Annotated in this window: 16 protein-coding genes and 1 pseudogene; 10 read left to right on the plus strand and 7 right to left on the minus strand. The window is 65.2% G+C overall.

Features of this window, described 5'->3' with window-relative positions; genetic code table 11:
* Positions 1–705: pseudogene (locus tag IC66_RS0134975) on the minus strand (Spy/CpxP family protein refolding chaperone); the annotation flags it as partial.
* A gap of 184 nt (positions 706–889) precedes the next feature.
* On the minus strand, positions 890–1,939 hold the full coding sequence (locus IC66_RS0134980; RefSeq protein ID WP_038950758.1) for a LysM peptidoglycan-binding domain-containing protein: 1,050 nt from the start codon (positions 1,937–1,939) through the stop codon (positions 890–892).
* 180 nt (positions 1,940–2,119) lie between these two features.
* On the opposite strand from IC66_RS0134980, the gene IC66_RS0134985 reads away from it, so the two are divergent.
* Together IC66_RS0134985 and IC66_RS0134990 are read left to right on the plus strand one after the other, a co-directional pair.
* Positions 2,120–2,827, plus strand: coding sequence for a hypothetical protein (locus tag IC66_RS0134985; protein WP_028143875.1), 708 nt, complete (start codon positions 2,120–2,122; stop codon positions 2,825–2,827).
* 128 nt (positions 2,828–2,955) lie between these two features.
* On the plus strand, positions 2,956–5,619 hold the full coding sequence (locus IC66_RS0134990; protein WP_038950760.1) for a bifunctional diguanylate cyclase/phosphodiesterase: 2,664 nt from the start codon (positions 2,956–2,958) through the stop codon (positions 5,617–5,619).
* Between the two features lie 240 nt (positions 5,620–5,859).
* Here IC66_RS0134990 and IC66_RS0134995 read toward each other — a convergent pair whose 3' ends face one another.
* On the minus strand, positions 5,860–7,146 hold the full coding sequence (locus IC66_RS0134995; RefSeq protein ID WP_244429212.1) for an ABC transporter substrate-binding protein: 1,287 nt from the start codon (positions 7,144–7,146) through the stop codon (positions 5,860–5,862).
* Positions 7,147–7,431: 285 nt separating this feature from the next.
* Here IC66_RS0134995 and IC66_RS43885 point away from each other — a divergent pair, with 285 nt between their 5' ends.
* The gene (locus IC66_RS43885) at positions 7,432–9,630 is read left to right on the plus strand and encodes a PAS domain S-box protein (RefSeq protein ID WP_083859368.1); all 2,199 of its coding nucleotides are present in this window, start codon (positions 7,432–7,434) and stop codon (positions 9,628–9,630) included.
* Between the two features lie 244 nt (positions 9,631–9,874).
* Here the strand turns inward: IC66_RS43885 and IC66_RS49000 are convergent, their stop codons facing one another.
* Positions 9,875–9,997 (minus strand): hypothetical protein, encoded by a 123-nt coding sequence (locus IC66_RS49000; protein WP_256379453.1) that lies wholly within the window; start codon positions 9,995–9,997, stop codon positions 9,875–9,877.
* Between the two features lie 103 nt (positions 9,998–10,100).
* Positions 10,101–10,277, minus strand: coding sequence for a hypothetical protein (locus IC66_RS46640; RefSeq protein ID WP_157158143.1), 177 nt, complete (start codon positions 10,275–10,277; stop codon positions 10,101–10,103).
* A gap of 139 nt (positions 10,278–10,416) precedes the next feature.
* On the opposite strand from IC66_RS46640, the gene IC66_RS49005 reads away from it, so the two are divergent.
* The 3 genes from IC66_RS49005 to IC66_RS47890 all read left to right on the plus strand — a co-directional run bounded on the left by IC66_RS49005 (position 10,417) and on the right by IC66_RS47890 (position 12,045).
* Complete coding sequence (locus IC66_RS49005; protein WP_256379454.1) at positions 10,417–10,548, plus strand: hypothetical protein; 132 nt, start codon at positions 10,417–10,419, stop codon at positions 10,546–10,548.
* A 127-nt stretch (positions 10,549–10,675) separates the two neighbouring features.
* Positions 10,676–11,803: a lactonase family protein gene (locus tag IC66_RS0135015; protein ID WP_038950763.1), complete on the plus strand. Its 1,128-nt coding sequence runs from the start codon at positions 10,676–10,678 to the stop codon at positions 11,801–11,803.
* Positions 11,804–11,874: 71 nt separating this feature from the next.
* On the plus strand, positions 11,875–12,045 hold the full coding sequence (locus tag IC66_RS47890) for a hypothetical protein (RefSeq protein ID WP_018321596.1): 171 nt from the start codon (positions 11,875–11,877) through the stop codon (positions 12,043–12,045).
* Positions 12,046–12,053: 8 nt separating this feature from the next.
* Here the strand turns inward: IC66_RS47890 and IC66_RS0135025 are convergent, their stop codons facing one another.
* Positions 12,054–12,677, minus strand: coding sequence for a PAS domain-containing protein (locus tag IC66_RS0135025; protein WP_028143871.1), 624 nt, complete (start codon positions 12,675–12,677; stop codon positions 12,054–12,056).
* Between the two features lie 290 nt (positions 12,678–12,967).
* Here IC66_RS0135025 and IC66_RS0135030 point away from each other — a divergent pair, with 290 nt between their 5' ends.
* The gene (locus tag IC66_RS0135030) at positions 12,968–13,858 is read left to right on the plus strand and encodes an efflux RND transporter periplasmic adaptor subunit (RefSeq protein WP_028143870.1); all 891 of its coding nucleotides are present in this window, start codon (positions 12,968–12,970) and stop codon (positions 13,856–13,858) included.
* 165 nt (positions 13,859–14,023) lie between these two features.
* Here IC66_RS0135030 and IC66_RS0135035 read toward each other — a convergent pair whose 3' ends face one another.
* Positions 14,024–14,872: a caspase family protein gene (locus IC66_RS0135035; protein ID WP_028143869.1), complete on the minus strand. Its 849-nt coding sequence runs from the start codon at positions 14,870–14,872 to the stop codon at positions 14,024–14,026.
* 432 nt (positions 14,873–15,304) lie between these two features.
* Between IC66_RS0135035 and IC66_RS0135040 the strand changes: the two genes are divergently transcribed.
* From IC66_RS0135040 to IC66_RS0135050, 3 genes are all read left to right on the plus strand, one after another.
* Positions 15,305–17,032, plus strand: a complete 1,728-nt coding sequence (locus IC66_RS0135040; RefSeq protein ID WP_038950764.1) for a hypothetical protein — start codon at positions 15,305–15,307, stop codon at positions 17,030–17,032.
* Positions 17,033–17,323: 291 nt separating this feature from the next.
* Entirely contained in the window at positions 17,324–18,049 is a 726-nt protein-coding gene (locus IC66_RS0135045) for a thermonuclease family protein (RefSeq protein WP_028143867.1), read from the plus strand.
* A gap of 106 nt (positions 18,050–18,155) precedes the next feature.
* Entirely contained in the window at positions 18,156–19,343 is a 1,188-nt protein-coding gene (locus IC66_RS0135050) for a pyridoxal-phosphate-dependent aminotransferase family protein (RefSeq protein ID WP_038950765.1), read from the plus strand.
* Positions 19,344–19,513: the final 170 nt, after the last annotated feature.

Consider the following 19,513-nt stretch of genomic DNA (forward strand, 5'->3'; position numbering starts at 1 on the left):
CTGCGCCGGGCAGGCGGCACGGATGGTGTCGCGCGCATTGGTCCAGGCGGATGCGAGCTCGTCGAGCGCCACGCGCTGCAATTCGTTCGGCTGCAGGGCGCTAGCGATGCGGTCGACCGGCAGACCGCCGGTGTCGCTGGCCTCGCACAGGGTCTCCGCAGTCGGGACCCGTCGCCCGCGCCGGCCTTGCGGTGCGGTGTAGGCCGCGAGCTCGGTCGCCGCATAGGGCGCGAAGAGCGCGGCATAGATGTCGCCATAGCCGTAAAGCGAGAGGCTGGTCGCATCGCCGAAGATGACGGCATTGGTGAGGTCGTCATGCGCGAACGGCCAGAACACCGGGCCGACCCAGCCGTAGCTGCCGTCGGGATGGCGCCACCAACCCTGCGGTCGGCGACCGCCCTGCCAGCCCGACAAGGCCGCTTGCGCCGTGAGTGCCGCACGCAGGACGTAAGGATTGGAATTCTGGCCGCGCTCGGCGCCGCGCGGATCTTGACGTGGATCTTGCGACCTCAACGCGGCGGAGCGGTATCGGCCGCCCCGCACCGCCATGCGGGAATGGCGCAAGCGCGACATGCCGATCACATGGCCAACGGCGAAGCGTGCGACGCCAAGCGGACCGCCGCGCAATCCGAACTGCGCTTCGGCCTTACCGGGCAGCAGCACTGCCGCCATCATGATGGTCGCGCCAGCCAGCGCCAGTCCCATGCGTCCTGACACGACCGCTGACCTGACCAATTCGGCCTCCTCCCGGCTGCCCGCGCGCGCACTGCGGCGCATCGAGATGACGCGCGAGGGAACCAAATGTTCCCCGGGGGATACAGGGCAAAGCGTCGCGGGCGGCGGCTGACTTCATTCCGCTCGCGGGAGAAGGAGGAGAAAGACCGCGCCCTCACTCCGCCTTTTGCGGCATCACAAACGTCTGGCCGGGATAGATCAGATTGGGATTGTGGATCTTGTCGCGGTTGGCCTTGAAGATCACGGCGTAGCGGGCGCCGTCGCCATAGGCGAGCCGGCTGAGCGCCCACAGGCTGTCGCCTCGGGAAATCACCCGGCTGCCGGTCTCCGCCGGCGCAGCGCTGAGGCCATCCGCCGGCGAGGCCGATGCAACGGTCGTCGCCGCCGGCGCCCGCGCCATGACGCGAGGTTTCGGCGCGCCGACCAGCTTCGGCCGGGCCGCGAGCCTGTCGGATGCCGCGGCCAGATGCGGCGAGCCCGACTGCAGGGCGGCGACGACATCCGATTTGTCGTCCGGCTTCTCGGCCTGCTTCACGTCTTGCCTGGCGACCGGTGCCGGACGCGCGGGCGGCGGCGCCGCCTCGGCGATGGTCACCGGCATGGTCCGGCTGGACTGCGTGACCGTGCCATCCGGCGCCCTGGCGCGGAGCGTCAATTCATAGGAGCCGGCGGGAAGCTGCGGCGGGGTCATGACGAACTGACCCGAAGCGTCCGCGACCACCGTATCCAGCGGCTTGCCGTCGCGTAGCAGCTCGACCTTGGCACCCGGCGTGGCCTGGCCCGCAATCACCGCCGCCTCGCCGTGATCGTCGACGCGGGCGACGTCGAAACGGGGGCCGGTGTCGGCGACCGCCGGCGGCGGCTTGACCGGTGCAAGATCGGGCAGCGCCGTGACCTGCTTCTGAATCTCGCCCAGCGCGGCCACCTTCGGCTCGGGGGCCGGCGACGGCAACGCCGCGGGCGCAGGCGGCGCGATGGCGGCAAGCTTTGGTTGGTCCGGTTTGGGCTGTTCCAGTTTCGGCTCGGGCTTGAGGTCGACCTTGGCCTCGACCTTTGGTTCGACCTTGGACTCGGGCTTGGCGGCGACGGCGGTCTTGGTCCCGTCCGGCAGCAGGCGGCGCAGCTCGGTCGGGCCGATCACCAGCACCGTGCCGACCAGTGCGAGCAGGCAAAGAGCAATGAAGGCCTTGGATGCGGTCATCATCGGAAAAGAACCTTGGGTGGCAAATCAGCCGAGGGCGGCAGGGTGCGCCGAATTGGCTGCGGCAGCAAGACGGTCGATGGGATGAGACCTCCGTCCCGGCACTCAGGGATGAACCGGCGCCACCCCGCCGGCGTCAAATCACGCGAGGCCGCATCGCGGCATTTTTTGAGGAATTTTCCCGTGACCGCATTTTGCCGTTCCGCCCCAAATCTCACCCTTGGGGTGGCGCTTGCCCTGACGCTTGCCGCTTCCCCCGCGCTTTCAGCCTCCGGCCCGCCGCCGGGGTTTGTCCTCACCGACAATGCCGAGCTGGCCTTCACCTCGCCCGACGGCGCCACCAAGCTCGAGCAGTACATGAAGGACAGTGAAGACCTTTTCGGCGTCAAATGGCAGGTCTGGGCGCGGCGCGGGGATCAGATGACGGAGCTGAAGCCCGAGCAGGGCTATGGCGCCGGCTTCCGCTTCACCAGCGACTCGCAATGGCTGGTGCGCATGCAGAAGACTGGCTCGGGCTCGCAGGACCTCTTTCTCTACCATGTCGAGAACGGGAAGTTCGTAAGCGCAACGAAGCAATCACTCAGCGATCTCGCCTGGGCCTATTTCCACAGCCGTCCCGACACCAAGAAGATGAAGCTCGACTACCACATCTCGGCCAATCTGATGAAAGGCACGGAGGATGGGTATCGCTGGCTCGGCGTCGACTGGCCCAACAACCGCTACCTGCTGATCTCGCTGTCGGGCGAAATGGACAAGCATCCGAAGAACGTCGCCGTGAAGGGACTCGCCGACTGGAAATGCCGCTATGACCTCAAGACCGGCAAGTTCGATGTCCCCGCGATGTTCGCCAAGGGCAATGCGGAAGCGCTTGAGTGGGAGATCAGGCGGTGAGTACACCGCAATCGCCGCGATCGCTGGAACCAACCCTCTGATTTCGTTCCGATTCATAGTTTCCTAACCCTCGCTGGTAACGGGGTCTTGTCGGTTTTGCTGCACCTTGCATCCCACGGGAGGGCTGGATGGGCACATCGATCCGATGGACCGCGCGCATGCGCGCGCTGCTCCGTCGCTGGCGGGGAGCGCCACTGACATGGCTGATCGTCGGCGGCTTCGTGCTGATGGCCGCGACCGCAATCGGCACCGCGCTCACCGTCGACCGCTTCCGGCAGAATGCAATCGAGAGCGGCCGCGACAGCCTTGAAAATTCCGTGCGCCTGCTGGCCCGGCATTTCGACCGCGAGTTCGAGGATTTCGCGGTGCTGCAGAAGAGCATCATCACCGAGCTCGAGAGCCGCGGCATCGAATCCGCCGACATCTTCCGCAGCGAGATGGGCACGCTGGCCATGCACGAGGTGCTGCGTGCGAAAGCCAGCGGCTGGACCGACGTCGCCGGCGCCAATCTGTTCGATTCCAGGGGCATGCTGATCAACTCGTCGCGGCGCTGGCCGGTCCCCGACGTCTCGGTCGCGGACCGCGGCTACTTCAACCGCCTCAAGAACGATCCGACTGCGCAGGAAGACGTGGAGGTGGTGAACGGCCGGCTCGGCAGCGGACCGGCGATCGTGTTCGCGCGGCGCGTGTCCGGCCCGCATGGCGAATTCCTCGGGCTGGTCTCGCGCGCGATCGCGCCCGAGCAGTTCGAATCCTTCTTCGCCTCGACCGGGCTCGGCGAGGAATCCTCGATCGCGATGCACCACCAGAACGGCCAATTGCTGGCGCGCGTTCCGCGTGTCGATGCGATGATCGGGCAGAACTTTCGCAAGGGCACGCCGGAGCAGGTGGCGGTGTTCGACCGCACCTTTGTCACCACGCAGCTCGCCAGCCCGATCGACGGCAAGGACCGCATCGTCGCCTCGCGCCTGCTCGCCGGCGAGCCGCTGGTCGTGGTCGCGACCAAGTCGCTGGATGCGACGCTTGCGACCTGGCGCACGCAGACGAAATTCTTCGTCACCGTCGCCGTGCTGTCGATCGGCCTGCTGGTGCTGACGCTGTTCCTGATCTTCCGCCAGGTGACGAACCGGCTCTCGCTCGAAAAGCAGCGGCTCGACACCGCGATGAACACGATGACGCAAGGGCTCCTGATGTTCGACCAGGACGAGCGGCTGATCGTCTGCAACCGGCGCTACATCGAGATGTACGGCCTGTCCGCCGACGTGGTGAAGCCCGGCACCACTTTCCGCGACGTGATCCGGCACCGCCATGACACCGGCTCGTTCCATGGCGACGTCGGGGCCTATTGCGACGACATTCTGAGCCATGTCGGGCGCACCCAGAGCGCCATCGTGGAGACCGCGGACGGCCGCCTGATCGAGATCAAGAACCAGCCCGGCGCTGCCGGCGGCTGGCTCGCGACCCACGACGATGTCACCGCGCGCATCCGCGCCGACGAGCGCATCGCCCATATGGCGCATTACGACGCGCTGACCGACCTGCCCAACCGCGTGCTGCTGCGCGGCCATCTGGAGCGGCGCGTGGCGGAGCTTACCCAAGGCAAGCCGTTCGCCATCCTCTATATCGACGTCGACGAGTTCAAGGGCGTCAACGATTCGCTGGGACACGAGGTCGGCGACGAATTGCTGCGGCAGGTGGCGATGCGCCTGCGCGCCTGCGTCAGCGGCAACGACCTCGTCGCGCGGCTCGGCGGCGACGAGTTTGCCATCGTCAAGGCCGGCACGAGCGATCCGGCCGAGCTGACGGCGCTCGCCGAGCAGATCCTGACGACGCTGCGCACGCCGGTGGACTGCAAGGGCCAGGAGGTCCCGACCGATGCCAGCATCGGCATCGCGATCGCGCCCGACCATGGCGACAATCTCGACGATTTGCTCAAGCGCGCCGATCTCGCCATGTATGCGGCGAAGTCAGAGGGACGCCGCACCTTCCGCATCTTCGCGCCCGAATACGACGCCAAGGCGCGGCTGCGCCGTCAGCTCGAGCTCGATCTGCGCCAGGCCCTCGCCCGCGGCGAGTTCGAGGTGCACTACCAGCCGCTGGTCGATCTCGCGGCCAATGTCGTGACCGGCTGCGAAGCGCTGCTGCGCTGGCGCCATCCCGAGCGCGGCATGGTCTCGCCGGCGGATTTCATTCCCGTGGCGGAAGATACCGGACTGATCGGCGAGATCGGCGAATGGGTACTGAAGCAGGCCTGCCGTGAGGCCGCCTCCTGGCCCGGCCAGATTCACATCGCCGTCAACGTCTCACCGGTGCAGTTCCGCTCGCGGACGCTGGCGTTGAAGGTCGCTGCCGCGCTCGCGGAGTCCGGACTTGCACCGGGCCGGCTCGAGCTCGAGATCACCGAGACCGTGCTGATCCGCGACGACGAGGAGGCGCTGACGATCCTGCAGCAGCTGCGCGAGCTCGGCGTGCGCATCGCGCTGGACGATTTCGGTACCGGCTATTCCTCGCTGAGCTATCTGCACCGCTTCCCGTTCGACAAGATCAAGATCGACCGCAGCTTCATCAACGACATCGGTCAGTCCGAAGATTCCTCCCCGATCGTGCAGGCCGTGGTGCACATGGCCGCGGCCCGCCACATGGCGACGACCGCCGAAGGCGTCGAGACCGAAGCCCAGCGCGAGGTGCTGCGCCGGCTGGGATGCAGCCAGATGCAGGGCTGGCTGTTCAGCCCGGCCGTGCCGGCTGCGAAGCTGAAGCAGCTGCTGGCGTCGCAGGCGGTTGCGGCTTAGCGGCGCGACGCTGAAAGGAAAACGCTGCGGAGTTTATGTATCTCACAAGTGCGGCCTAACCCGCCGGACAAACTTGGACTGAGAAAGACTTCTACCACATCAATCTCGTCGACTCTGCAATGGGTCACACTCGGCTGTCAGCCACAGCCGGCGATGAGGTCCGCCGTCCATCGGCCAGCCGACGTTGATCCGCCCTACTCGCGCGAGCCATGACGCGCGTACTGCTTCGGGACGGCTCCCTTATCCACGGATCGCGGCATTGGCCTTTTCAGCCGCGGCGATCATTGCATCCTTTGCCGATCTGACTCCGGACACGACTTCATTAACGCCAATCATGAAGACATCCTGGATGGGTCTCGATTGCGGGTGGAAAAGGATTGCCTTGGCGCGATCGACATCGGCCTTTTGCAAGTTGCTCAGTGCTGCCTCGGCTGCTTGCCGGCCGAATGCGTTATTGAAAGCCTCGCTCGACCAGGCCGACAGCCGTGTCGTTGCCAGTCCCGCAGCTGCGGTCCGCAACGAGGTCGGCTTGCTCGTTGCCCATAGCAGGAACAGGAAAGCGGCCTGCTTGTTCTTTGATTTGGAATTGATGCACGCCTGCCAGTGCGACATGAAGGGGACGGGTTCGCGGCCGGGGAGATGCGGAAAGGCTGCAAACCCCGCCTGCTTGGCGACATGGCTCTTCGCTGGATTGGAGATGTCGGTCGCAAAGTTGCTGCTATCGATCGCCATTGCTGTCCTGCCCTGCAGGAAATCGTCCAGCACCTGGTACCATTCATAGCTGCCGACCCCGATAGGCCCGGCCTCGCGGAGCAGCCGTCCGTACATGTCGACGGCCGCGATCGCCTCAGGGCTCGCGAAAGCGGCCCTGTTGTCCTTGATCATGGCGCCACCGTAAGAGAACACGAAAGCCATGGCCGCTGGGGTGGAATTGCCGCCCGCCTGGGCTCGCATCGCGATTCCCGATATCGCATCGGTCTTGACTGCCCTGGCGGTCGCGAGCAGTTCGTCGAAAGTCTGGGGAGCCGGCAAGTCCTTGGCTGCCAACATTTCGCTGTTGAGGAACAGGGTCATCGCCTCGGACGTGATCGTGAAGCCGTATCTCTCGCCGTCCGGCCACAGCGAGAAAGTCCGGGCGGTCTTGAGAAGATCGCGCTCGTCATACCAAACAAGATCGGTCAGCGACTTCTTGGAATAATAAGCGTTCAGCGGCTCGAGCCACCCTCCGGAGATGCCCTGGCCGTACGTGGCGAACATGCAAACGTCAGGTGTACTGCTGCCGCGTGCGAGCCTGATCGGTATCGCGCTCAGGTATGTGGTTTCCGGTGCAAAGTCGGTCACGACGTTGATGCCGGTGAGCTTGGTGAAATCCGGCAACAGCGGCGTGATCGCACTGGACCAGGGATGGATCGCACCTGCGAGCGTGATCGCCTGCCCCGCAAACTGCTTCCAGTCGATTGCGGCGCTGGCATAGGCCTGGTCATCCACGGCCAAGCTCGTGCGCGGTAACATGGTGAAGGCCGGCAAGACTGCTCCCGCAGCGCCCAATCCCTTGGCGAAGCTGCGCCGGCTGACGGGCGCGCGACCGCTTGATGAGTTTCCATCCATGATGGTGCTCCCCCAGCTATGGCATTCACAGGATGCGAAGCTGAGCCATATCCGTCAGTTCGCGCCATTGCGAAGCCGGGATGCGTGGCCGGGAATGTTGGGTTCCCGGGTCCCGCGCCAACGCGCATGTGCTATCGTTGCGTGCATGCGCTGCCCGCCATTCTATCACGCGACCGCCGGGCGGTCACCGAAGACACGAAGCCGATGCCAGCTTTTGCTCGGAGCCACTTTTCGCGATGGTTTGCACGACCGCTGATCCCTGTGATTGCAGCGCTTCTGACGTTGTCCGCGGTGACCGGATTGCTCGGTCTCCAAAGCTGGCGTGACGGCGAGGCGATCAATCTCTCGCTCGAGCACAGCGGCCAGGTCATTGACACCCTTGATCGGCTTCGGACGATCATCGTCGACCTGGAGACTGAAAGGAGCGGGTATCTGCTCACCCTCGACCCGGCTTATCTCAAGGCTTACGGCGTCTCGGACGAAAGCGTACGACGGGAGACTGAGGCGCTCCAGACTCTGGTCGCAAACGATCCGTTACAGAGTTTTCGCGCCGGACATCTGGCTCTGATCATTTCAGAAAAGCTGCGTGAGATCGACGACCTCGTCAAAACGGCGGCCCGCGTATCCGGGCAGGCGGCCCAGGCAATGATCCGCGGCATGGACGATATCCGATTGCAAATCGACCTGTTGCAGGACGTTGAGCGTTTTCAGCTCGTAGGTTGGGAGAAGCGCGCCGGGGACCTCGAACGACGCAGGACGCGGCTTGGCCTCGCAGCCGGCGTCATCGGCGCCGTCCTGGTGGGGACCGCGATGGCGCTCGCGCGGATCGAGGCGAAGCGGCGGAGAAAGGCAACCGAGGAGAACGTGCAGCTCCACAGCGATCTCCTGGAGCGCGACAGGAAGATTCGACGCCTCGTCGACTCCAACATCATAGGGGTCATGATCTGGAACCTCGAAGGTTGCATACTTGAGGCCAACGACGCGTTTCTGCGTATCGTGGGTTACGACCGCGAGGATCTCGCCGCGAGACGCCTGCACCGTACGATGCTGACGCCGCCGGAATGGCGCGACCTCGACGCACGTAACATTGCGGAGCTGGAGCTGATCGGGACCCTCGCGCCATTCGAGAAGGAGTATTTGCGTAAAGACGGAAGCCGTGTGTCCGTGCTAATCGGCGGGGCGATGTTCGAAGAGGGTACAAATCAAGGCGTTGGCTTCATCCTTGATTTGACCGAGCGCAAGCGGGCGGAAGAGGCGTTGCGCCAGAGTGAGGAGCGCTTTCGCACCCTCGTGCAATTCTCCTTCGACGTGTACTGGGAGACCGACGCGCAGCATCGCTTTACCCGCCAGGAATTCGCGGAGAGCCTCGTCGACGCGCCGGCGGCGGAGTCGGAGATCGGTAAGACGCGCTGGGAAGTGCCTTACCTTGAGCCTGACGCAGAGGCCTGGCGCAAGCACCGGGAAACGCTCGATGCCCATCTGTCGTTCCGTGATTTTGAGCTCGCTAGGCCGGCCCGCGACGGCAGCAAGCGCTATGTGTCCGTCTCGGGGCTGCCGGTGTTCGATAAGACGGGGTGCTTCATCGGCTACCGCGGCGTCGGGCGGCACATCACCGAACGCAAGCGGGCCGAAGAGGCCTTGCGCTCTGCGCAGGCGGAGCTCGCGCACGCCAATCGCGTCACCATGATGGGGCAGCTCGCGGCCTCGATCGCCCATGAAGTCAGCCAGCCGATCACCGCGATGGTCACCAACGCCGAGGCCGGATTGTCCTGGCTGGCTGCCCAGCCGCCGAATCTGGAGCAGGTCCGGCAGATGTTCGATTGTATCGTCAACGACGGTCTGCGAGCCGGCGATGTAATCGGGCGGATCCGGGCCCTGGTGAAGAAGGCGCCTCAACAGAGGGTAGCGTTGGAGATCAACCCGGTGGTACTTGAGGTCATCGCCCTGACCCGTCTCGAAGCGGCCAAGAATGGCGTACTGGTGCGGACGCGACTTGCGGAGGACTTTCCACCGATTCAAGCGGATCGGGTCCAGGTTCAACAGGTGATCCTCAACCTGATCATCAATGCAGTCGAGGCGATGGGAGGAATGGGCGATGGGGTGCGGGAGCTGCTGATCAGCACCGGCAGAACTGCCTCGAACGGCGTATTCGTCAGCGTGCGGGATTCTGGTCCGGGACTGGACCCGAGGACGATGGACCGCCTCTTCGACCCCTTCTTCACCACAAAATCCAAGGGGATGGGCATGGGTCTGGCCATCTGCCATTCGATCATCGAGGCGCACGGTGGACGGATGTGGGCCGGCGCAAATGAACCTAGGGGCGCCATCTTTCAGTTCACGCTGCCTGTAGAACCAGACGAAACTGTTCCCTCCGGACACGTCGACCCGATGTCGGCGGTATGAGATTGCAGGACCGCGGAGCGAACGACTGTTCTCGGCGGCAGAAGCCCGGCTGTGATCGCCAGCAGCTCAGAACGTCTGCTTCGGGGTCACTTACCGACATCCTGGGAGCAGGGGGCCTCGCCGCGCAGGCTCGCGACGACGGCCGATACGCGAACTCGCCGCTCAAGGGCTGGTTCGCATCATCCGCTGCTTCATGCCGGGCAGCATGATTTGAGCCGCGACGAACTCCACAAGGACAGGATGTTCACACCGACCGTCTGGCGGCCTGCACTTCGACAAACTCGGAATCGGGGTGGCTGACGATGGTGGCAACCATGATGCCGCTGATGATCAGCGACCAGGCGGTGTTCCAATAAATCCAAAACACGAGCCAGCCTCCGTTTTCAATCTCTCAGCCTGCGGGAACGGGTAACGGCAGAGCGATGCCGCGGTTCCCAACACGAGGCGCGGCAGGACCGCGCGGCAAGACGCTATTTTGATTTGGTCGGCGGCGACGCCTGATCGGTTTGGCCGGTGTGGCGCTTTGCCACGACGTCCTCATCATGTTCGCCTTGGTGCGGGCGCGGCGGCGACTTGGGCTGGCCGGCCTGACCGCCATGCTTGCCGCCCATGTCGGGCTTACCTTCGAGATCGTTTTCACGGGGCATGCCGGTTCAATGCGCTCGCGCGGCATTGGTTCGCCTTGCGCCGGCCGTTTTCGCCTGTGAACGAGTTCATAGGATTGCCGCGGTTTGCAGTGCACGATTCCGGTGCCCGCGGCTTCATGACAGCGACGGATTCGACCAGATGCGGAAACGACTCATCGCCTGGACCATCCTGACGTCCGCTCTGGTGGCGGTCGCCGTCTGGACTGTGCTCGGACCACCCGCTCATCCGTCCAGCCCGCATCTGCCCTCCCGGACCGCGGCGATGCGGTAGCCGCTCTCCGGCGACCGATACAATTTCGGCATCGATCGATCCCAACTGGAATTTGGTGCGGCGGCGCGCCACCCGCTATCCTCGCCGGCAAAACGACAAGGCCGCGACCGGCCCTCAGGAGGAGCCCATGTTGAGATCGACCCGACGCATCGCATCCAAAACGCGACGCGCTGCGATCGCCACCACCCTGTTCGCAGCCCTCACTCTCATTTCTGGAGTCCACGCCGGCATGGCCGAGACCTTCGCCTATGTCGGCAACGCCGACAGCAACGACATCAGCGTGTTCAAGATGACCGAGAGCGGCGAGATGACGCCCGTGCAGACGGCCGCCTTCAAGGGCGTCGACAAGCCCGGCTCCTCGACGCCGCTCGCGATCACGCCCGACCACCGCGTGCTGATTGCCGGTGTCCGCTCGCAGCCATTCCAGGCGGTCAGCTTTGCGATCGATCCCAAGACGGGCCAGCTCAGTCCTATCGGCAACGGACCGCTCGCGGACAGCATGGCGAACATCGCCGTCGACCGCAGCGGAAAATTCCTGTTCAGCGCCTCCTATGGCGGCAACAAGGTCGCGCTGAATCCGCTTTCCGCCAACGGCGTCGCCGGCGAGCCGAAGCAGGTGATCCCGACCGGGCTGAACGCGCACGCCTTCCTGCCCTCGCCCGACAACCGCTTCGTGTTCGCAACCAATCTCGGCTCCGATCAGGTGCTGGGCTTCGCGTTCGATGCCACGACCGGCACGCTGACGCCGAACGATCCGCCCGCCCATAAGGTGCCGGAGAAATCCGGGCCGCGGCACTTCGTATTCCACCCCAATGGCAAGTTCGTCTATCTCATCCACGAGCTGAACGGCGACGTCGCCGCATTCACCTACGAGGCCAGGAGCGGCGCCTGGGACGAGATCCAGCGCACCACGGCGCTGCCGGAAGGCTTTTCGGGAAAACCCTGGGCCGCCGACATCCACATCACTCCGGACGGCCGCTTCCTCTACGCCTCCGAGCGCACCACCAACACGCTCACCGCCTACAAGGTCGACGCCGCCAGCGGCAAGCTGACCACGATCGGCAGCGTGCCGACCGAGAAGCAGCCGCGCGGCTTCCACATCGATCCCACGGGGCGCTACCTCGCCGCGGTCGGCGAGCTCTCCGACAGCATGACGGTCTATGCGATCGACCAGGGCAGCGGCGCGCTGGCCAGGCTGAAATCCTACCCCACCGGCAAGAAGCCGAACTGGGTGGAGTTCCTGAACCTGCCGTGAGGGGCGCCGCCGCCGACCTACGTAATCATCCGTAATTTCGGAAGGCGCGCCTTGTCGTCATATCATCGGTCATGGACCGTCAGATCGTCTTCAAATGCCCGCAGACCGGCATGAACGTGCAGCATCGGCTCGGCGACGAGCCCGCCGACCGCACGCATGTGTCGGTGTCCTGTCCGGCCTGCACGCGCCTGCATTTGATCGACCGGGCCAACGGCAAGCTGCTGGGTGAGCGCCGCGGCTGACGGGCCGTTTAGGCCCGCGCCGCGACCTGTGCCGTGACCTGCGCCGTGACGTCCTCGACATGGTGCAGCAGATAGACCAGATGGCCCGTCGTGTCGTGGATCGGCGAGTTGATCGGCTGCCAATGACGCTCGACGAAGGTGCCGCCGGGATCGCGGATGTCGTAACGCTGGATCGCCATGGCATGGGCCCGCCCGGTTTCGCCGACGATCCTCAAGCTGCTGTAGAGATTGCTGACGCCATCGGCGAGCGGATCGTCGGGATTATCAGGGAACATCTCGAACAGCGAGCGGCCGACGATTTCGGCCCGGCTGGTCAAAGTCGCGGCTGCATAGGCATCGTTGACGTCGACGATCACGAGGCCCGGCCCCGGGTCCAGCAGCATATAGGGATGCGGGGAGGCATCGAATTCGGGCTGGAATTGCTGCCGGATCGTGTCGGTGTCGCCGTGCTGCCGCCGGCGCTGTTCGAACGGCGTCGTATCGGCCCCTGATGCCGCCGAGTTCAGCAGCGCCAACTGGCGCTTGGCCGATGCCAGCAGCGCGCGCACGGTGTTCTGGACCGTCGGGTCGGCCGTTTCATTGAGCAGCCGCTCGAAATGAACGATATTCTGCTCGCAAACGAACCGTTGCATACCGCCTCGACCATGAGCTGTGCGGCCGCCCTGCCGCGTCATCCTGATTCTAGTTCCTTACAGGCGCCCCCGGCAGATGAGAAGACCGTGATCGGCGGCACTTTGGGAGTAGTGCCGACCGCGGCGCGCCCGCCCGGGAAAAGCGAACCTGTTGCCCAATCCAGCGACTAATCAAAGACTTGCTGCGACGGCCCGCGGCGGCGTGGCCACCCTTTTTGGGACAACGCTGCCGTAGTCCGCAGCCCTGCCATCTGCTATCGATTGGAGGCATAGCCCCCGTGGAATTTCCGATGCGTCATTTGCCCCGTGCCGTCGTTCGAAGCCTGTGCCCCGCAGCCGTCGCCGGCATGCTCATCCTCGGTCCCGATCCGGCCGCAGCCGCCGATGACGACGCGCCCAGGGGGCCGGCGGTCACGGTGCTGAAGGTCGCAAAATCCTGCTTCTCCGACATCGTCGAGGCCACCGGCACGATCATCGCGCGGGAGGAAACCTCGGTGCGGCCCGAACGTCCGGGCCTCAAGGTCACGGACGTGCTGGCCGAAGCCGGCGACACCACCACCGCCGGCCAGGTGCTGGCGCGGCTGGCGCTCCCCGAGGGCGGCACGCTGCAGGTCACCGCACCGGTGGCGGGCGTGATCGCGACGTCGACCGCGCAGATCGGCAACTTCGCCTCGGCCAAGGGCGAGGCCTTGTTCACGATCGTGGCGCGCAGCGAATACGATCTCGTCGGTCTGGTGGCAACCACCGACATGCGCAAGCTCGCGGTCAATCAGCCGGCGACCGTGCGGATCGCGGGCGCCGGCGACATCGACGGCAAGGTGCGCCGCATCGGTCCGACCGTGGAGCCGAACATCCAGCAGGGCATGGTCTATATCGGCATCTCCTCGCAGAAGCGGCTGCTGCTGAAGGCGAGCGGACGCGCGCTGATCAAGACCGGGCAGAGCTGCAACGTCGCGGTGCCGCTGACCGCCGTGCAATATTCATCCGCCGGCACCGTGGTGCAGGTGATCCGCCGCAACCGCGTCGAGACCAAGCGTGTCGAGGTCGGATTGATGTCGGGCGGCAATATCGAGGTCCGTGACGGCCTCAACGACGGCGATGTCGTCGTCGCCCGCGCCGGCGCGCTCCTGCGCGAAGGCGATCCGGTGCGCCCGGTGATGGCCGCGGAAGCGGCGAAGTAGGCTTCCTCGTGTCCCGGACGCGCTGCAGGGTGTAACGCTGCTGCGCAGAGCCGGGACCCATCTCGTCACACAGCGACGGTCAAAAAAACTGGGCCCCGGCTCAGCGTCGCATCATTGCATGATGCGCCGCGTCCGGGGCACGAGAGATCGTAAATTTGATAGAAACTAGCCGCCGGCTTCGCCGAAATGGACGTCTTCGAGCAGCGATGAGGAGACGGTCGGGACCTGGTCGCCTTCGCTGGCGCGGGAGATGGCGACGCGGGTCTTGTTGAAGACGCTTTCGGCGCTGCCCTTCGCACTGAGGTTGTTCAGGAACTCGCTGACCAGCACGCTGTGCTCGCCCTTGCCGTCATCGACGACCTTGCCGGGCGAAGCCGAGGACAGGATCAGCGCGTTGTCGGACGCGCTGATCGGCGCGAGACCGTGACTGTAGGAGCGGAAGCGGCGCTCGTAGGGGTTACGGCGGGAGGCGTCGACGACGACGAGCTTGGCCTTGGCGCCCTGCTCCTTCATCATGTCGATCACGCCGTCGATCGAGACGCCCTGGCGGCGGACGTCGCTTTCCTTCCAGATCACGGCATCGACCGGCAGCATGTAGCTCTCGCGTCCCGCCTGCACGCCGTAGCCGCCGAAGAACAGCATGACGACGGTGTCGCGCTTGATCCGGGACTTCAGGCGGCCCACGGCGCGGACCATGTCGTCCTTGGTCGCGTCTTCGACCATGTCGACGTCAAAACCGTTCTTGCGCAGCGACGAGGACAGCGCGCGGGCGTCGTTGATCGACTGCGTCAGCGGCGCGCTGGCGTCGGGATAATGTCCATTGCCGATGACCAGCGCCAGGCGCGAGGTCTGGCCGATCGAGCCGGTGATCTGGTCGGTGGAGACGGCCTTGGCAGCATCGATCGCGCGCATGTTGAGAGCAGCATGGGCGCCGATCACCAGCGAGACCGTGCCGATCAGGGCGGCGGCCAACGCGATGGTGCGTCGGGAAAGGTCGAGCTGCTTTACATTCATCTCGTTCGTTTCCTGTGCCAAAGACCAGCCACACGCGCGCACACTGTTTGAGTAGCGCGATAGCGTCTTTAGGTTTGAGGGATTGGCCGGGGATGTGCCCCCGAATTGCGCGCAATTTGCGGCGCCGCACCAAACAAACCTTTAACCGCATATAGGGTGCCCGGCAATAGATTGCCCAAAATTTGAGCTAAGCCACTGACGATATTCGTTAATTCTCCTGCGCAGATTTGTTGGTTTTCCCTCCCCGACAGCCCTTTCGAGCCTCGATCCTGCAGCCTTCGTGCCGGCTTTTTCCGTGACTTCCATCACATTTGTATTTCCTGCGAATCCGGATAGCCTTTTCAACGACTTGCAGGGGGTGGCGCGTGGCTGGAAGCGCGCTGGCCGGCCCCCGGCCAAAACCCCGCCAAAGGCCCCGCGACCAGGTATTTCATGAGCTTTCATTATTTTGCCGGCGCCGCCTGCCGGGCGCTGACCGCGCGGAAGGACGGCCCCTCGCTTTACGACGTCTGCGATCCCGTCTTGTCTGCTGCGGCCAGCGGCGATCCGCATCTGGCCAAATTCTACAAGACCGCGCTCGGCAACCCCGCGCTGCGGGTGCTGCTGCGGCGGGCCGGACTGCCCGAGTTGCGCGACGAGGCCAGGCTGACGGCGCTGCGCGCGGCGCTGGCGCGCGCCCGCGACGAGGCCGAGCCGGACTGGGCGGCGGTCGGCCAGCCGGTCGCCGATCTCGTCGACAGCATCGCGCTCGACCATCCCAGGCCGCCGCCGGCGATGTTCACCGGCTCCGCGCCGCCAGAGGCGCAGATCGACGGCGTGATCCGCGACTGCGCGCAGCATCTGCTCGGCTCGTACCGCCGAAACGGCTTTCTGCCGACCTACGCCGCCTTCAATCTGATCGGCGACCCTGACTTTCGTGGGCGCGAGCTGATCATGGCGCTCACGGGCCTCAACGCACGCGGCTACAAGAATTCCTCGCTGCTGTTCAACCTCGCCCGTGTCTTCATCGCGCGCACGCCGGCGCGCGCCGTCGTCAATCCGCCCTGGACCGGCATCGCGGAGCCGATGTGGGAACCGGTGCAGATCCGCCACCGCTCGGCCTATTACGATGCGTTCTTCATCGAGGCACTGCTGAGCTATGGCGAGACCGGACTTGCCTCGCCGGCCGACAAGATTGCAGCCGAGCGCGCCATCGCCGACATGGTGGATTTCTGCGTCAACATCAGCCGCGAGGAGGTCGAAGGCATCGACGGTGCGCGCTTCAACGTCGTCACCGCGCTGGCGCCCGCGCCGCATCCGCGCTTTTCCCGTTACTTCGCGCAGATCAAGCAGGATCTCGGCTTCGGCGTTTACGTGCCGGATTGCGACACCACGGCCTGCTCGATCTCCGCTGCGACGCAGGCCGGCTGCCTTGATGAGATCATCGATCAGCCGCTGCTGGATTTCTACGCCGGCTACCAGGTGCGCGCCGGCGTCAACGAGCCGCGCGTGACCGTGCCGCTCAACGACAATATCGACTATGAGGGCGGCGTCGCGACCTGGATCGACAACCTCAAGGGCGAGCGTCCCTACGGCAACGATCTCGATCCGACGCTCAATCTCGACATTCTCGAGGTGAGCTTTCGCAACCTGGCGCGCTGGAAAATTCTGGAGACGCCGGCGCGGCTCGCCACGGTGCACCGCATCATCGGTTTCCAGAAGCGGCTGGCGGCGAGCGGCGCCTTCGCCAATCCGCGCTCGCACATCTATTATCTGCCCGAGCTCTACAGTGCGTATTTTGGCCGCTGCTATGCGGCGTTCCTGGCGCTGCCGCTGGCGGCCCAGGCCGCGATCGATCCCGCAGGCGATTTCGACTTCATCCGCCATCGCGTGCTGTCTTACGTCAAGGGCGAGCTGATGGCCGCGGAGATGAACGTGTTCGACGCGGCGCTGGCGCTGATCGCGCTCGGCCATCTCGGCGCCGACCCGCGCGCCTTTGCGCCGGCACTGAACGTGATCGTCGCCGGTCTCGGCGAAGGCGGCCGCCGCGGCCCGTTCCGCGCCTATGAGTGGAACAAGATGAAGACGCCGACGCGGATTTTGGTGGGCGGGCCGGAGGTGACCTCGGCGTTCGTGCTGATGGGGCTCGCGGTGGCGAAGCGGGCGATGACGCGGGGGTGAGGGCGCACTGTACCTGTGCCCCGGACGCAGCGCAGCGCCCCCCGCGATGCGAAGCATCGTCCGGTGCGGTGCGCTGCAGAGCCGGGGCCCATGCCTCCGCGAGATGTGTCTGTGGATTTCTGGGCTCTGCGGAGCGGCGTTACACGCCGCACCGCGTCCGGGACACGAGCCGAGAGACCTCCCGCAATGACGGGAAGTTGAAAGCCTATCTGTTGAGCATAAGCTGGCCCGATGGCCAAAAGCCGACCACAATCGCGCGCTCTATCGACATTTCATCACACGCGGGCCGGCATGTTGCGAAAAGTCCTGATTGCGCTGTCTCTCCTCGCTCTCCCGTCACTGGCACTGGCCACGGACATCACCGGCACGGCAAAGGTGCGCGCCGGCGATGCCGTGGTGATCGGCAACACGCGGATCCGGCTCGGCGGCATCGATGCGCCCGCGGTCGACCAGCTCTGCCTCAACACCAAGAGCGAACGCTGGACCTGCGGCGTCGCGGCGCGGGACGAGCTCGCCAAATACGCCGAGGGCAAGAGCTGGGTCTGCCATACCCGTTCGATCGACCGGCGCGGCCGCACCGTGGCGCGCTGCGAGGTCGGCGGCGAGGACATCCAGAAATGGCTGGTGCGCAGCGGCTGGGCGCTGGCCTACACCCGCATCTCCAAGGACTACGAGCCCGACGAGGCCGCCGCGCGTGAGGCAAAAGCCGGGATGTGGCAGGGCGCCTTCATCGCGCCCTGGGACTGGCGTGAGCGCAACAAGAAGACCGTCATCCTCGGCGCCACCAAGCCGCCCGACGGGGCGCATGCGGTGCTGCTCGCCTCGGCCTCGGGACCGGTGGCGCCCTCCCCGGATTGCACCATCAAGGGCAACGTCAACAGCGCCGGAGAATGCATCTTTCACCAGCCGACCAGCCGCTGGTACACCCAGATCAAGATGAAGATCAGCAAGGGCACCCGCTGGTTCTGCTCGGTCGAAGAGGCGGAAGCCGCCGGCTGCCGCGAGACCAAGAGATGAGAGCCCCAGACCTGCGTTTTGCGTGCTTTTCTTGGCGGTTCACGGCGCGTAAAACCTGATTCAACAAACTCACCAGTCCGTTCTCAAGCAACAAGGATCAAGAGCAATGACCGTTCGCGCGGGCCGGGAATTTCTGGCCATCCCCGGGCCCACCACCATGCCCGACGAGGTGCTGCGGGCGATGCATCGTCCGGCGATCGACATCTACTCCAAGGAGATGCTCGACCTGACCGAGAGCCTGCTCGGCGACATCTCGAAACTGTTCTCGACCAAGGGCAAGTCCTACATCTACATCGCCAACGGCCACGGCGCCTGGGAAGCGGCGCTGAGCAACGTGCTGTCGCGCGGCGACAAGGTGCTGGTGCTGGAGAGTGGCCGTTTCGCGATCGGCTGGGGCAATGCGGCGGCGCTGATGGGTGCCGAGGTCGAGGTGCTCAAGGGCGACTGGCGCCGCGCGGTGCGGCCGCACGAGGTCGAGGAGCGCCTGCGCCGCGACAAGGAGCACACCATCAAGGCCGTCGTCGTCGTCCAGGTCGACACGGCCTCGGGCGTGCAGAACGACATCGAGGCGATCGGCAAGGCGATCAAGGCGAGCGGCCATCCGGCGCTGTACATGGTCGACACCGTCGCTTCGCTCGGCTGCATGCCGTTCGAGATGGACAAATGGGGCATCGATGTTGCGATGTCCGGCTCGCAGAAGGGCCTGATGACGCCCCCCGGCCTCGGCTTCGTCGCCGCCAATGCGCGCGCGCTCGAGGTGCACAAGAAGGCCAACATGTCGACGCCCTATTGGAGCTGGAGCGAGCGCGAGGGCACCGAGAATTATCGCAAATACGCCGGCACCGCGCCGGTGCATCTCTTGTTCGCTTTGCGCAAGGCGATCGACATGCTGCACGAGGAAGGCCTGGAGAACGCCTTCCGCCGCCACAGCCTGCTCGGCGAAGCCGCGCGCCGCGCGGTTGGCGCATGGTCGGAAGGCCAGGTGCTCGGCTTCAACGTGGCGGAGGCCAGCGAGCGCTCCAACACCGTGACCACGGTGACCATGAGCAACGGCCATGATCCGGCGGTGCTGCAACGCTATTGCAAGGACAAGTGCGGCGTGGTGCTCGGCACCGGCATCGGCGACCTCTCGGGCCAGGCCTTCCGCATCGCCCATATGGGCCATGTCAACGCGCCGATGCTGCTCGGCACGCTCGGGGTGATCGAGATCGGCCTGAACGCCCTGAAGATCCCGCACGGCAAGGGCGGACTGGAGGCGGCGGTGGCGTATCTCGGCGACGAGGTGGCGGTGTAGAGGCGCCACATACTCCGCTGTCGTCCCTGCGAACGCAGGGACCCATACCGCGGGATTTATCGATGGGGCGCGGTCGCAATACCGCGCCCAGACTTTTCGCTGCTTGTCTTCGCCAAACTCCTCCTGGGGTTATGGGTCCCTGCGTTCGCACTAGGGCATGCACATATCTC

The sequence above is a fragment of the Bradyrhizobium genomosp. III genome, assembly GCF_000261705.1.
GTDB classification, from domain to species: Bacteria; Pseudomonadota; Alphaproteobacteria; order Rhizobiales; family Xanthobacteraceae; genus Bradyrhizobium; species Bradyrhizobium ottawaense.